The organism is Bacillus sp. 123MFChir2 (assembly GCF_000383235.1).
GTDB lineage: Bacteria > Bacillota > Bacilli > Bacillales > Bacillaceae_G > Bacillus_A.
In genome coordinates this window covers 1-14460 of sequence record NZ_KB910957.1, presented here as the reverse complement: position 1 = coordinate 14460, position 14460 = coordinate 1, and the positions used below count along the sequence as shown (strand labels likewise).

General features: G+C 37.6%; 12 protein-coding genes and 1 pseudogene. 12 read left to right on the top strand and 1 reads right to left on the bottom strand.

The features are described from left to right. The first annotated feature begins 254 nt into the window (after nucleotides 1-254). From glaH to H280_RS25230, 11 genes and pseudogenes are all read left to right on the top strand, one after another. Nucleotides 255-1193 (top strand): glutarate dioxygenase GlaH, encoded by a 939-nt coding sequence (gene glaH / locus H280_RS0116195; RefSeq protein WP_028411270.1) that lies wholly within the window; start codon nucleotides 255-257, stop codon nucleotides 1191-1193. A 75-nt stretch (nucleotides 1194-1268) separates the two neighbouring features. Next, a complete protein-coding gene (gene lhgO / locus H280_RS0116190) occupies nucleotides 1269-2489 on the top strand; it encodes an L-2-hydroxyglutarate oxidase (protein WP_020062183.1) in 1221 nt (406 codons plus the stop codon). Between the two features lie 169 nt (nucleotides 2490-2658). Beyond that, entirely contained in the window at nucleotides 2659-3927 is a 1269-nt protein-coding gene (locus tag H280_RS0116185; RefSeq protein WP_020062182.1) for a toprim domain-containing protein, read from the top strand. Further along, nucleotides 3912-5318 carry a hypothetical protein gene (locus tag H280_RS0116180; RefSeq protein WP_231401790.1) on the top strand — a complete coding sequence of 469 codons (1407 nt, stop codon included), beginning with the start codon at nucleotides 3912-3914 and terminating at the stop codon, nucleotides 5316-5318. Before H280_RS0116185 ends, H280_RS0116180 begins: the two co-directional genes overlap by 16 nt. Next, a complete protein-coding gene (locus H280_RS0116175; RefSeq protein WP_020062180.1) occupies nucleotides 5257-5940 on the top strand; it encodes a hypothetical protein in 684 nt (227 codons plus the stop codon). The genes H280_RS0116180 and H280_RS0116175 overlap by 62 nt, the downstream gene beginning before the upstream one ends. Further along, nucleotides 5937-9128 (top strand): hypothetical protein, encoded by a 3192-nt coding sequence (locus H280_RS0116170; protein ID WP_020062179.1) that lies wholly within the window; start codon nucleotides 5937-5939, stop codon nucleotides 9126-9128. The genes H280_RS0116175 and H280_RS0116170 overlap by 4 nt, the downstream gene beginning before the upstream one ends. Before the next feature lie 69 nt (nucleotides 9129-9197). Next, nucleotides 9198-9917, top strand: coding sequence for a plasmid pRiA4b ORF-3 family protein (locus tag H280_RS23740; protein WP_020062178.1), 720 nt, complete (start codon nucleotides 9198-9200; stop codon nucleotides 9915-9917). Nucleotides 9918-9970: 53 nt separating this feature from the next. After that, nucleotides 9971-11290: a hypothetical protein gene (locus H280_RS0116160; protein WP_028411269.1), complete on the top strand. Its 1320-nt coding sequence runs from the start codon at nucleotides 9971-9973 to the stop codon at nucleotides 11288-11290. Between the two features lie 174 nt (nucleotides 11291-11464). After that, on the top strand, nucleotides 11465-11659 hold the full coding sequence (locus H280_RS26545; protein WP_020062176.1) for a hypothetical protein: 195 nt from the start codon (nucleotides 11465-11467) through the stop codon (nucleotides 11657-11659). A gap of 36 nt (nucleotides 11660-11695) precedes the next feature. Continuing rightward, nucleotides 11696-12247, top strand: a complete 552-nt coding sequence (locus H280_RS0116150; RefSeq protein WP_020062175.1) for a restriction endonuclease — start codon at nucleotides 11696-11698, stop codon at nucleotides 12245-12247. 360 nt (nucleotides 12248-12607) lie between these two features. After that, nucleotides 12608-12760: pseudogene (locus H280_RS25230) on the top strand (MerR family DNA-binding transcriptional regulator); the annotation flags it as partial. A 213-nt stretch (nucleotides 12761-12973) separates the two neighbouring features. Here H280_RS25230 and H280_RS0116140 read toward each other — a convergent pair. Beyond that, a complete protein-coding gene (locus tag H280_RS0116140; protein WP_020062173.1) occupies nucleotides 12974-13624 on the bottom strand; it encodes a Yip1 family protein in 651 nt (216 codons plus the stop codon). Between the two features lie 451 nt (nucleotides 13625-14075). Between H280_RS0116140 and H280_RS0116135 the strand changes: the two genes are divergently transcribed. Then, on the top strand, nucleotides 14076-14288 hold the full coding sequence (locus tag H280_RS0116135; RefSeq protein WP_020062172.1) for a hypothetical protein: 213 nt from the start codon (nucleotides 14076-14078) through the stop codon (nucleotides 14286-14288). Nucleotides 14289-14460: the final 172 nt, after the last annotated feature.

Genomic DNA, 14460 nt, shown 5'->3' with positions numbered 1-14460 from the left:
AATACATTGACATTCAGAAAATTTTGAATTAATATTTAATCATAAAGTGATAAGATCCATACGAGAAATAATCCTTCTCTACATCCGATCTTCACTTTCTAATTAGCACATAGTTGAATAAAAAACTGTCTAATATTATTGTACTTTAAGAGATTAAAGACATTCGTAATTTGAAGCCAGTTGTACGTTTCTACAATGTTTATATTGTAGATGCGTATGACTGGCTTTTTAGTTTTTCAAGATTAAGGAGGAAGATATCGATGATTACGGAACAAGAAATGAAAATGAAATTTGCGAAGAAATATGAGGGGTATGAAATTATGCCTCATCCAGATCATAAACGTTTGTATCATATTGCGCTAAATCAGCAATTGCTTGGGCAATTTTTTGAAGAGGTAAAAGAGCATTCTGAGCAATCATTGCAATATATTCCTTATTCTCGCTTTATCCTCGCTGATCAAATGAAAAAAATCTTCGGGGCATCTTTTATGGAAAATGTTCGCGGGATTATTCATGACCGCGAAACGGGCGGATTTACAATTGGTGTACAAGGTGAAACGACAGCGGCAGAAGACTATGTAAAATTTGCAACGGCAATAACGCATTTAATTGGGACGCCTAACTTTGATGCGATGACAGGAACATATTATGCTAGATTTAACGTGAAAGATACAGACAGCAGTGACTCTTATTTGCGCCAAGCGTATCGCTTATTCACTCTTCATACAGACGGAACATTTGTTGACGAACCGACAGATTGGCTGCTTATGATGAAGATTGAAGAAAAGAATGCAATAGGCGGCGAATCACGTTTACTTCATTTAGATGACTGGGAAGAGCTTGATAAGTTTCGAAACCATTCACTAGCATCTGTCAAAATCACGTATAAAGCACCGCCAAGTAAAAATGCACAAGAAATTGTACACCGTGAAACATTTTTTGACGTAAATAATGCGCCGTGTATTTGCTTTATCGATCAATTTGTTTACCCTGATAACATTGAACAAGCAAACTATTTGAAGGAACTATCACACTCTGTTGAAAACTCTCCAGCAACGCATGCATTAAAACTACCAGTCGGTGATTTAGTTCTATTAAATAACCTATTTTGGATGCACGGGCGAGCTCCTTTCGAAAAAAATAAAGATTTATATAGAGAGCTCATGCGCCAACGTGGCTGCTTTTCCAAATAATAATCAGTGCGGCGGGTCTTGAAACAAGACCTGCCTTTCATAATATACATAGATGTTTTTTTAGGAGGGAGCAACATGTACGATTTTATTATTATCGGCGGAGGAATTGTCGGGCTTTCAACAGGGATGGCCTTAACGAAAAAATTCCCTCATGCCAAAATCGCAATCATCGAAAAAGAAACAGAACTGGCCCACCACCAAACGGGACATAATAGCGGAGTCATCCATTCTGGCATTTACTATAAACCAGGCAGCTTCAAAGCAAAATTCGCAAAAGAAGGAAACGCCGAAATGGTCCAATTTTGCAAAGAAAATGGAATTGCCTATGACATGTGCGGAAAGGTCATTGTCGCAACAGAAAAAGAAGAGATTCCGCTTTTGCAAAATCTTTATGAAAGAGGCCTGCAAAACGGCTTAAACATTGCAAAAATTAGCTCAGAAGAATTAGCCGAAATCGAGCCGCATGTTAAAGGGCTAGGCGCAATTCGCGTTCCGTCTTGCGGCATCGCCGATTACAAAGGAGTCAGCCATGCCTTTGCCCGCTTCATTGAGAAAAATGGCGGAGAAGTGCACCTAGGAACAAAAGCAGAACAAATCCATGAAAAAAAGGACGTCGTCACAATCGAAACAAACCAAGGCGTATTCGTAACGAAATTTCTCATTAACTGCGCCGGCTTACACAGCGACCGAATCGCCAAAAAAGCAGGCATACTAACAGATATGAAAATCGTCCCGTTCCGCGGTGAATATTACGAACTCATCCCAGAACGACGCCATCTCGTAAAACACTTAATCTACCCAGTACCCAATCCGGACTTTCCGTTCTTAGGTGTGCACTTTACAAGAATGATAAACGGAGACGTACACGCAGGGCCAAACGCCGTCCTCAGCTTCAAACGAGAAGGCTACACCAAAAAAGACTTTGACCTAAAAGACTTTATGGAAACTATGACCTACACCGGCTTTTGGAAAATGGCCATGCCAAACATGAAAGAGGGCATGAAAGAAATGATCCGCTCATTCAGTAAACAATCATTTCTCAAAAGCTTGCAGCGTTTAATACCAGAGCTCACAGAGAAAGACATTGTCCCAACTCATGCGGGAGTAAGAGCACAAGCGATTCTCTCCAATGGAAACATGGTTGATGACTTTTGCATCATTCCGGGCATTAACTCCATGCATATTTGTAATGCCCCGTCTCCGGCTGCGACGGCTAGTTTGAAAATCGGGGAGGCGATTGCGGAGAAGGTTCCGGACGGAGTGAGTTCGGTAGGATTGTTTCGTGTGAAAGCATAGTTAGATGGAGGCTATTCTTCAGAGATAGTCTCCATTGTATGGTGAAATTTGTTGATATTGTTTTTATTAGTTGATGAGGGCGGAGATTTTTGGGGTAGCTTCTCTTTTTTAAATTCCATAAAGCATCTATGATACAATACAAGCAGCGATAAATTAGGGAAGTGATAATATGAATATGTTGCAATTTATTCAAACACATATCGTTAAAAGTGCAGAAACAATTGACAATTTATATATACGTCAAGAAAATAACGTAACAATTCTCCCAATTATGAAACAAACCCCTCGTAAAATTATAAAAACAGCAGAAATTTTCATCAGTGAAGCAGAAGTGCTAGACGTTCCGAAAGAAGTTGCTAAAGTATTTTATACTCCTAACGTAAAGAAAAAAGAGAGCGAGATCTCTAAATGGTTGGCTCCGCGTGATCTAGTGGATTGTATAGAGCGTGGCCTTCTTATAAAAGAAGTACGGTTTAAAAAAGACGGAAAAACCGTTGATTATACGGTGTATAGAATGGGATACGGGTTATTTCTATACATGGAGGAGCAACGCAAAATAGAGAAGAGGAAAGAGCAAGAGGAACTGCAGGAATGGATTAAGAAAAAATCTTTACTTCCGGCTTATACGCATGTATATACAGAGAAATTATTGCATGTATTAGATGAAATAGAAGGGAAAATAGAACGAGATCTGCCGGTGTTAGAAGAAAAGCGGTGGTCACATGCGAAGGTATTACTATTTTTAGAGTTTCTGCTTGCCTTGTATCAAATTAGTTGTGAGAAGCAGGCATTTGATTGGAAGGAAATCGGGGCAATGTATTATCAAAATATTGGTGGCTCGAAAAAGTTTGATGCATATAAAAAAGAATTTCTCGATCTGCTGGAGCAATTATTAGATGCGCCGCCGCATTGTTTTGGATTAGTAAGCTTAGGTACGGTTACGCCGATTTTCTTTTGCGGAGATTTACGGGAAGGAGATACTCATTATTTATGTGATACGGTGCGAGCGATAACGGATTTGGCTGTGTTTCGTTATGAGTATAGGGCAAATGCGAAGGTGCTGTGGCTTGTTGAGAACCGGGCTGTACTTACAAGAATGGCAGCGGAGGAGAATTTTTTGAACGAGACAGGTAGTCTTGTAATCGGTGTGGATGGACAACTGCGCAGCGGGCATAAAAAATTGATTCAAAGTGTGCTGACACATTCAGAATCGATTACGAAAATTATAATTTGGACAGATTATGACCGTGCTGGGAAAGTGATTCGTGATATGTTGTTTGAAGTAGTAGAGCCGTATGGCCGCTGCATCAAGTGGATTTCTTCAGAAGGTACAGCATTAAGCAAACAGGAGTACGAAGAAACGGTTCACTTACGAGAAAGCGAACAAGAAGAGCAGCTAGGAGGTGCAGCGGTTTGGAAGGCATGGATCAATCATTAATTTCTATTTTAGAAGCGGATGCGTCGCATATTTCTCTTCGTAATGCGATGAAAGATTTGAATAAGCTGGCTGGTGTCATTTCAGAATTAGGGCAGGGAGAATATTTTAATGACCCGGTGAAAACACATCAGTTTTTGCTGCTGTTAAATATTTTAAATGAAGAGGCGCTAGGACTCACTTCATCTATTGAAGATGTGCGTACGTTAAAGTTTCGCTATCGTAATATGTATGGTCACGATCCAGATATCGGTTTAGAACATTTTATGAATGTGTTAGATAAATATGGCTGGGTTTCTAAAGGGAAAAACAAGATTACGATGATGGATGTTGGGAAACGGATGATCGATGTGCTCATTCGACTGGCGAATGATTCGTTAGCCTATTATATGCAGGATGATGTAACGCGCTCATTGTATCAAGCAAATCGTGATGCAGATTTAAGCGAGGCGTATGATGATAAGGGCGTATCTGGCGGGAATAAGCTTGCGAGTATGATTAAGAATGTCGAGGAAGCTGTGGATAAATTAAAGGAACGAGAGCTTGAGTATTTGGCAGATCGTTATGCATTGCCGCAAGTCCAAATTATTCATAGCTTAATAAATGAACTGAATGCACGTTTTGAAGAACGATTCCAAAAGTTTAAAACATTTGAAGAGAGCCTTGTGATTGAGCCGCTTATTAAAAGAGGGACAAGCGTTATTTTTGAAGGTTCACAAGTGAGCCTTAGAACAATTAAGAAAATCTTGCATTTTACACATATTCAAGAATCACCGATTGGGGTGGAGATTCGTCATGATTTGCTTCGCCGCTTTATCGAAAATTGTTTTACAAAGCAAGATATAGAGCAGCCGGATGCTCATGAAGTATTGAGTTTTATGGAACAAGATCGGCGCCTGGGTGAGCGCCTTGATGGTTTGTGGATGCCGGTGAAGTTTGCTGCGCCTGTATCTCCAACAGCGATTTCTGGTGCTATCCAGTATTTAGAGGAGTATCAGCCATACACAGATGATATAGAGGAAGTGCCGGAAGAGGCGTATGAAGATGTGGAAGAGTTGTCAGAAGAGGAAGTGAGTAAGCTTCTAGAAGAGCAGCAATGGAGCATGACGAAGGAACAGATTCATACGGAAAGGCTGGAGGCTTTTTTATTTGAAACGGAAGAAGCGGATATGGAAGAGCTTGTACTAGAAGCAGGATCTGATACATGGGGAGATGCGGTCAATGCGTTAATTGCACTGTCAGCATTAACAGCGAATCATAAAGCTGAGATTCTTGATAATCAACAAGTAAAAGAACGAAATGTACAAAAAGAATGGGAGTGGGTGAGCGAGGATGATAAACGAAAACGAGTTCGAAGCCGAAACGGGAATCAATCCACTGGTAAAATTGAGTGAGCTCCGCGACGTATTGTCACGCGATGAAGAATATACGTTTATGCAATTGTTGTTTTCCTCTTCGGCTCGTATGCGGGCTGATAATTTTGGATTACGACGTAAAGAAGTAGTGCGAATGCTTGGACTGAATCAGGATGATGTAGAGGGATTTCAATCATTTCTAAAACGTATAAACGGTGCGTTAAGCGGTTATTTTCAATGCATATATGATGAACGGCGCGATCAAGTGATTGTGATGATGCGTATACCAGCGAGGCAGGCGCGTGATGTGTTATCTTCAGAAAGCCTCGGCCTTCTCATGTTTATTTTTTACCATCAAGAAGTTTTGCAAAATGAATTTACGCTATTTCATCAGCTGCTCAGTGCACTTGGGCATGAGACGCTACAAGCGCGTAGAAAAGTGCTGACGAACTTAGAGCCACTCTTGAAAATAGGAGCGATTACAAAGTATGAATCGCCTTCTCAAGAAGAAGCGTATGCATTAACGGCAATTGGGAGTAGAATGTTTTCTGATTCGTTTTTACACCGGGCGGCAGAATTTAGTCAGTCGCAGCAGCTCCATATGGACGATGTTTTGAAATTTTTCAAGCGCTATAACGTGGGAGGAGAGGAAACACTATGATTCCATATCGCATTTCTTTTACAGGTATACGAGATTATAAATCTACAAATATTGACTTATCTGGTAAGCAGGATCACATCTTAATAGGTGGTGCAAACGGTGCTGGAAAATCAACGCTCACATTTTGCTGGGGAGCAGTGATGGCCTCTAGTAAGGTAAATATAGAAGGTCTTCGTTCGAAAAACCTTCCAGATAATCAAGTATGGCGTGCGAAAATTGAACTGATATTTGAAAATAATGGATTTGTGGATGCCGCGCAGTTTGTTAGATTTATGCTTGTATTAGAGCAGACACCAGGTCATCCGTTAAAGAAAGAGTATTACATTGCAGAAGGAGATCATGTAGATGAGTGGGAACATGAAACGCGTTTCTCATCTGCGGACAAGCATTTTAACTTTAGAGAGTATAAAAGGGTGCTGCTTCAAAAGTATAAAATTGATCCGGATGCATTTTATTTAATTTGGTACCAGCAGGATGTGAATCAGTTTGCGGTGATGAAGCCGGAGGAACGGTTTCGTATTTTTAGCGAGATGACAGGGATTGAGAACATTCAAAAGTCGTGGGAAGCGATTAAGGACGAAGAGCGTGAAGCTGAAGCAACGATGCAAACGGCTCGCAATAATCAAATACAGTATAAATTTGACCTTGAGATATGGGAAAGGGAAAAGAATCGCTACGAAAGTCAGCAAGTGCGCATAAAGGAAGGACTTGTTCAATATAAAACTGCATTGTGTACGCTAGAAGAATATTATGAAGCAGAGCGTATGAAATATAAGAACGAATTAGAAGAAGTAAGTGAGACGCTTGAAGAAAAATATGAGGAGACTGCGTGGGCAGAAGAATGTATTTCGGCATTAGCAGCAGACTTCGTACAGCAACAGAACCATTTTCAAGGAGCAGAGAAAGAACTTGGGTTGTTAGAGGAAAACATAGCGCAGCATAAGGAAAAAAGTAAAAATGTGCAAAGAGAATTAACGGCCATTAAGGAAGATATAAAAGACGTAACAGAACGTGTAAACGGTATTTCGATTAGTGAAAAACAAGTGTATGAAGAAAAAACAACGAAAGAGCAAAAGCTGCAAGAAGCAGAACGAGAGAAAGCGCAGACAGAACAGGCGATTAAGAATGAGAGCGACAAGTGTAATAAGCTAATAGACCAAATTGCGGAATTAAAAATTCAAGTGAAAGCAGATGAAAAAGCAGTAACGGATGCGAAAAGTTACATCGAACAATATACATCAAGCTTTGCTGTCGAAAAGCAACAACAAGAAACAGAAATGCTTCTTCGGCAAACAAAGGATGATGCTGCATTATTAACACAGGAACTTCAGAAAAAAAGAGAAGAGAAAAAGCAAATCGAGTTGAACCGTTATGTAAGCCCAAGGCAAGAAGAAGGACTGCGATATTTTAAGAGATTAGGCATACAAGCTTATCCATTACGTGATTTGATTGAATTAGAGGAAAATGCTGCCCTTCGAAGTGAAGATCTTTTAAATACGATTAAATATGCCATTTTCGTAGAAGCGAAAGAATTTACGCCGCCAAATGATTTGTATTACGTTCCTCTTCCGCTCATTATTCCGACAGAGAGTGTAATCTCATTACCGCAATATCAGCTGAAAATAAAGGAGAATGACCAGTTCGTTTCTGTTGCGATGAAGGCTTTATGGTGGGTAAAACAATTTTTTACAGGTGAGCAGCCATCTATTTGGCAAAATGTTTTGCGTGATGTAAGAGGATTGCGCGGCGCTCAGGAGAAGGCAGAGTATATTTTAAGCGAGAAAGCAATGCTCCAGCGCCTGAAGGAAACGGAAAACTGGATTAAAATTACTGAGAATAAGCTTTCACAATATAATCTCGGCATTGAAAAACTAACGGACAAGGAAAACGGGCTGCGCGATATCGTCTATAAAGTAAGAGACGCAGAAGCAGTTTTGCAGCAAACAGGTGACCGTGCCTTTCGGATTGAATCATTAGAGCGTAAACGTGAAGAAAAGCAAAAGTTCGAGGAGCAAATACAAGAACTGCGCCGCATAGACCAAGCGCTGCATACACGTATTGAAAGGCTGAAAGAGCGTATTGAAGTATTAAAGGGATATGTAGCAATTTACGAAGAACTGCATAAAGAACAAGAAAAAATTGTGCGTATGCAAGAACTGGAACAACTGTATATTACGTTATCTCGTCAAATGAAAGAATTAGAAAATCAAAAGGATGAGGTAGAAGATACGTGCAACCAGTTGGAAGACCAATGCAGTAAATTAAACCGAGATATAAAAAATAAAAAGCAAGATTTAGAAACATTACACTCATACGTTCAGCAGTTAGAAAAGAAAAAACAGCGTACGTATGATTCGTTTATGATGCATGAAACAAATTTGATTACAGCTCAAAGACAAAGTAAAGATGCTGATGACATGTATCGAAAACTATTAGAACAAATAGGATGGCAAAAGAAAACAGAAAACTGGACCGAGGTAATGGCTGTTTCTAAATGTGGTATAGCAAAGGATTTGCTCGAACAAGCTTTAAAAGAAAAGGTAAATCCACTCGCTCCTGAAAACTATGCCAAAATGAAAGAAGAATACGAAAAAAGTAACGAAGAAGTGCATAACAGCGGACAAATTCTCGCAGACATTCGCGAAAATATGAAAACCATGAAGGAACGTCTTGAAACAACCATTCAGATGAATGTCCATAAAATTCATAAAAAGTTTGAACAATATATGGAACAATTCCACTTCGAAGGCAAAGTAGAATGGGATATGGATACAAATAAACACGGTGAAATGCGCTACTATTTATATATAAAAGCACGTAAAAAAGGACATCGCGGCAAAATGGAGGATATTAGCGCCAAAGGCCGAGGCGGCAAAGTGGGCAGCGGTGTATCTGGAGGAGAAGAATCGTTATCTTCTTTATTATTTGCGCTTGCTTTACTCCAAACAATTGAAGCATCGCCTGGTTATATCATTCTCGACGAATACGATAGTGCGTTAGATGATAACCGTAAGGAAAAAGTATTCACCCTATTTGAAGAAGAATTGGATCGTAAAATGATTATCGTATCGCCGAAAAGTCATGATCCAAAGTACTTACAGCATTTTTCTCAATCATTGACAGTTATGCATGAGGCGAGTGTGCCGGTTAGTAGGATTGTGCAGATTCGAAAATCTATCAATTCGTGATTATTTATGGTGGAAAAGTGTTTATAATGATTCATATAAGCTATGAAAAAAGAAAGAAGGTGCTTCAAAATGCTAATAAACAAAATAGTATTAGACCTCATTGAGGAGATAAAAAAAGCCAAAGTTTGGAAAGTCATGCCACCTGCAGAAAAAGAACGTTTGGCGGAGATTATAAAATTTGTTGGTGGACAAGAGAAAGCGAAAACAAGAGAGCAAAAACCTGTGCAACCTGCCATTTATCAATTTAAAGTTACATTAAAGGGAGTTCGCCCACCAATTTGGAGAAGATTTCTTATTGATAATCAAGTAACCTTTGAAGACTTGCATATTATTATTCAGGTTGTAATGGGATGGGAAAACTATCATTTATACAATTTTGATACGAAAGACGCACGTGTTGAAATATCAGATGATTCATTTGAGTTCTTCCCATCTTCAAAGGAAATATATGATGTTGAAGAGACACAAATAGGAGAACTAATAACAGAAGAAAAGCAAAAATGTCTGTATACATATGACTTTGGTGATGACTGGGAACATGAGCTAGTACTAGAAAAAATACTGCCAATTGATGAGGAAATGGTTGTTCCGACATGCCTAAAAGGAAAACGAGCATGTCCGCCTGAAGATTGCGGTGGTGTTTACATGTATAATGAAATTCAAGCAGCTCTAAAAGGTGAAGGAGAGCTGGATGAAGAGACAAGAGAATGGCTTGGAGAATTTGATTCAGAGGAATTTGACCTGGAGTTTATTAATGGTATTTTGGAGAATTTTGCTGTAAAGAGATAGGAGTAGCGGAGGTATAGCGATATAAGAAGAATATGTTAGAAAGTAGTGAGTATATGGCACAACATTTGTCATTACAAGATTTATGTGAAGAATTAGAGAAAGAAGAATTAATTGAATTAGTCAAGTATTTGTCAGATCAATATAATATAGATATGGCTGTAATGGAATGGTATGCATTACAGAAAGGGACAAATAATAAATCTTCTTTACCAAAGACATTGTTATGGGAGTACTGGGAGAGAGCAGAGGAGATTATTAGCGATTTCAATAAATATGGCGGTGGACCTGAGCATCTCGAGTATGAAGCTTGTGAGTATTTGGATAAGGTAACTGAACTATGTTCTCAACATTCCATGCCTTCTGAAGAGAAAAGGTTCCTTATTAATAGTATGTTTAAACAATATGATATTAATAATTCTGGGTTGGAAGATATGCTGATGGACGCAATCTGTGGGATATGTGATTCGGAATTTGATTGGAAGCATGTTATTAAACTGCTTCAGAAGAATCCGGGTTCTTGGCATCAGAAACTCATCATGAGGATTTATCAAGACGAGTTAAAAGATGATGAGGAATATTTGAAGATACGGTTACAAACGTTGGAATATGGGATGGACTATTGGGATCTGGTGCAATATTATATAACGCAACATAATATATTTAAAGCAGTCGAAACGGCTGAAGTTGGTTTGCGAAACGGAAAAGGTAAACTGACGGAACTATTTCTATTTGTATTCGATCATTATGCAGAACAAGATGAAATGACTCAAATACAAGCTGTAGTAGATATGGCTTTCCAAAAGCAATCAGACATTGGTTTAATATGTGATCGTGCTTTTAGATACTTTAAACGGAAGAATAAGTATGAAGAGTTAAAGAATATTTTAGTAAGGGCATTTCGAACGGATTATTGCAATAAAAACCATTATGATGACTTCAATTCCATGAAAGAGCAACTCTCAGCTAAAGATTGGGCAGAAGTGCAAGAAGAGATGCTAGGAATTGTTCAAAAAGAAAATATGAGGGGTTACTTGGAAATTTGCTATGACATGGAAAGGTATGATGAAATATTAAAAACCATCCTTGAACCGAGTCGATATACATATACATATACAGACTGGGACAGCTTGGCGGACAAGCTTGTAGATCAATATCCAAGAGAAATTATTGAGTATTATTGGAATAAAGGCTGTTCATTTATACCGAATGGGAATCGTAAGAGTTACCGAGAATCTATCACATACTTTAAGAAGGTAAGAAACATTTACGAAAAGATAAACGAATACGATATGTGGGAAAGTCGCTTAGAAGCACTGGAAATACAGAATAGAAATAAGCGAGCGTTTTTAGATGAGATGAGGGTTTTCGGATAAGTGGAGGAGGCTGCCAAAAAGTGAAACTTTTTGGCAGCCTTTCTTGTGTGACTAAACTTGTCGAAGGGTCTTTATTCTGTATCCGATCGCCGATATATTTGAGTGCTTTTTCATCTTAAACACAAAATAATGTATTATATAAATAAACGAATTTTATGTAGAGAGGAAAAAGCAATGAATTTCAATGTAGAATTACCACAATCACTAAAAGACATGCTTTGGTATCTATGGGGAACTTTGGGTGTTGTATTTGTTGCAAGTATTATACTTGCAATCATTAGATCGTATATACCAGATAGCATCATACCTATAATTAAAGGGGGTATTGCCCTAGTTATTTTAGGAATCATATTTTATATAGCCTATTAAACTTAGTTATTTTGGCAAAAGAACGGAGGTGAAAAAATGGCAAAACGAAAGCAAGATGATTCTATATTAGGTTCTCTACTAGTTATGACAGTTGTTGCAATACTGTGGAAACGTGAGTTTTTGATACCGATCGTAATGGTATCAGCAGCTATTATATTGTTATATATTTATGTGCACGTTAAGAAACTAAGAGAACTAAGGCAATCAAAAATCCATGATATTGATAAAATGAACGGTTATCAATTTGAAGAATACTTAGGTGTTTTGTTTCAAAAACTCGGCTATCAAACACAAGTTACGAAGGCATCTGGTGATTTTGGAGCAGATTTAATTTTACGAAAAAATAACAAAAAAATCATTGTCCAAGCAAAACGCTATAAGAATAAGGTAGGAATTAGTTCTGTTCAAGAAATTGTTGGCGCAAAAGCTTTGTATAAAGCAGACGAAACGTGGGTTGTTACGAATAGTCATTTCACACCAGCAGCACGCAAACTTGCTAGCGCAAATCGCGTGGTATTAATAGAGCGCGAGAGATTAATTCAATTAAGCGTAAAGGTCAATAGAAGAAAAGTTAAAGTAACTGTGTAAATATAAGATTATAGTAAAAAGCACTCTCATGAGTGTTTTTTTTGCTTTGGCATGAAATATTATATAGATGCGAATTGCAAAACTAACATAAAAACCCTTTTCTTTTTCGGTGGGCCAGAGCAACTGGCCATGCATAGAGGCGGTCAGTTCCTTTTTCTTCCACGTGCAAAGTTTAAAACAAAGATAGACAGCAAGTAGCGGCCATGTTTTGTTCGGCATAGCAGCGACTTAGATGTTAAAAAGTCAACTTGTATTTATATAGAAGCATGATTGCGATTGACTTTCCCCTTACGATAAGGTGTATAAAAGAATGGAACAAGGTATTTCATCTGAAAAAATAAGGAAAATGGAGGTAATCGCTTGCTATCAATTGGAGAATTCTCAAAGATATGCGGGGTATCGACAAAAACGCTTCGATATTATGATGAAATTGGATTAATTCATCCCGATGAGATTAATCATGAAAATGGTTATCGATATTATTCTATCAAGCAACTAAAACAGATGCTGTTAACTTAAAACGAATCATGACCCTATTAAAAGAAAAAAGTAGCAAAAATATAGATAGAAAGGCGACTTTCCGTTCAATTTTGAAGGAAAAGTCGCCTTTCTTGTTTTACATGTGTTTTATGAGATGGGAAATGGAAGTTTTTCAGTGGCCTCAATGATTCTTTTATATCTCTATTTTTAAATGTTAACCACTAGCACACAGCAGCAAGTAAATTATTAAAGGGTTATAGCTCCTGCTATAAGTATTACTATTATTACCAATGGAAGAATGATAATCACAAAGGATACTATTGTTGTTAATAATGCTTTCCATGCTGAAAATTGGTGTGCTTCTCCTAAACATTTTAAGGAAATAATGATTGTCCAAATTCCAATAACGAAATCAATTACGGCAAAAATAAGGAACAAAATCGTTAAAGTTATGCTACTATCCATTTGCGGTGTCTCACTCGTAAAGTTTTCTATCCCAAACAAGAAAAATGAAGGCACCCAAACTAATATAAGAGAATAAACAAAAGGGATAAAAGAATAGGCAGTAGCGTAACGTGTTTTTTCAAATGTACCTTGTCCACCAAGTTTTTTTGCTACCCAATTTAATAACGCGGGTAGCAAAAAATAATAAATTAAGGCACCAACGAAGGCACTTAATATAATTCCTGAGATTAGTAGAAGTGGACTACTTATTGAATCCGCTATACTTTTAGAAGCTGCTCGATCTAAAGCCTGTACGAATGTGCCTAATAAAATGAGTAAAAACACATTCTTAGGTTTGGATATAAAAATTTCTTTCATTGTATCACGTGGTTTTATCCAAATGGAGAACCAAGGATTAAGTGCACGTTTAAATTGATTTTCTGGAGTTTCCATATAAAAAATATTCCCCTTTCTTACAACATATTGAATATAATTTTCCAATTTCCCCTGTTTATGTACATAGAAATATTAAAACATAAATAGTCACTAGTGTCGCATTAAAATACTTCAACTCAAAACATTAATCTGAATTTTCTTTTATTATAATTATCCATAAAAAAATCCTCTATAATGGTTTGGTGGTAGTAACCGATCCGAATCCAAAACAAAGGCAAGGGAGGGAAACCTCCATTGTACCTAAGATTATAACACATTCATAAATTATTATGAAGAAGACCATGTTACAAAACATTCCTGTTGTACTAGTATTGGTGCTCTTTCTTACAATAATCGATTATAACAACCTGAGTACTTTAGATTACGCGTATTTTATCGTATGTGCATTAGCTTTTATAGCATTTGCTTTCAATGTAACTACAGCCTTTATAAAGGAGAAGCATAAGTAATGTATAAATTTGAAACAAAAGAAGAGTTAATAGGCTTTATTAACGACGAGATTGTGAATACATCTGAAGCTTTGGACATTCTTGAGTGTTCAAGGCAGTATCTCAACAAACTTGTAAAGGAAGAAAAACTGATACCGATTAAAGAAACGGTACGCGATCGATTATTCTTTAAACAAGATATTCTAAACAGAAAAGCATTACTGAGAAAGTGAAAAACAACTGTGTAAAAATAAGATTTTAGCAAAAAACACTCTCATGAGTGTTTTTTGCTCAGAGTGTTGGGAAACCCTTTGGGTTTCCCAACCTCTGATGACCTTTATTGTAACTATGTATAAAAAAATTGTACGAAACAATAAAAAATAAGAAAAACAGCCCTTCAACTGA

What these genes read in the sequence shown, in the direction of transcription:
- lhgO (WP_020062183.1), top strand. Translation starts at nt 1,269, where the DNA reads ATGTACGATTTTATTATTATCGGCGGAGGAATTGTCGGGCTTTCAACA.
- H280_RS0116185 (WP_020062182.1), top strand. Translation starts at nt 2,659, where the DNA reads ATGAATATGTTGCAATTTATTCAAACACATATCGTTAAAAGTGCAGAA.
- H280_RS0116180 (WP_231401790.1), top strand. Translation starts at nt 3,912, where the DNA reads ATGGATCAATCATTAATTTCTATTTTAGAAGCGGATGCGTCGCATATT.
- H280_RS0116175 (WP_020062180.1), top strand. Translation starts at nt 5,257, where the DNA reads ATGATAAACGAAAACGAGTTCGAAGCCGAAACGGGAATCAATCCACTG.
- H280_RS0116170 (WP_020062179.1), top strand. Translation starts at nt 5,937, where the DNA reads ATGATTCCATATCGCATTTCTTTTACAGGTATACGAGATTATAAATCT.
- H280_RS23740 (WP_020062178.1), top strand. Translation starts at nt 9,198, where the DNA reads ATGCTAATAAACAAAATAGTATTAGACCTCATTGAGGAGATAAAAAAA.
- H280_RS0116160 (WP_028411269.1), top strand. Translation starts at nt 9,971, where the DNA reads ATGGCACAACATTTGTCATTACAAGATTTATGTGAAGAATTAGAGAAA.
- H280_RS26545 (WP_020062176.1), top strand. Translation starts at nt 11,465, where the DNA reads ATGAATTTCAATGTAGAATTACCACAATCACTAAAAGACATGCTTTGG.
- H280_RS0116150 (WP_020062175.1), top strand. Translation starts at nt 11,696, where the DNA reads ATGGCAAAACGAAAGCAAGATGATTCTATATTAGGTTCTCTACTAGTT.
- H280_RS0116140 (WP_020062173.1), bottom strand. Translation starts at nt 13,624, where the DNA reads ATGGAAACTCCAGAAAATCAATTTAAACGTGCACTTAATCCTTGGTTC.
- H280_RS0116135 (WP_020062172.1), top strand. Translation starts at nt 14,076, where the DNA reads ATGTATAAATTTGAAACAAAAGAAGAGTTAATAGGCTTTATTAACGAC.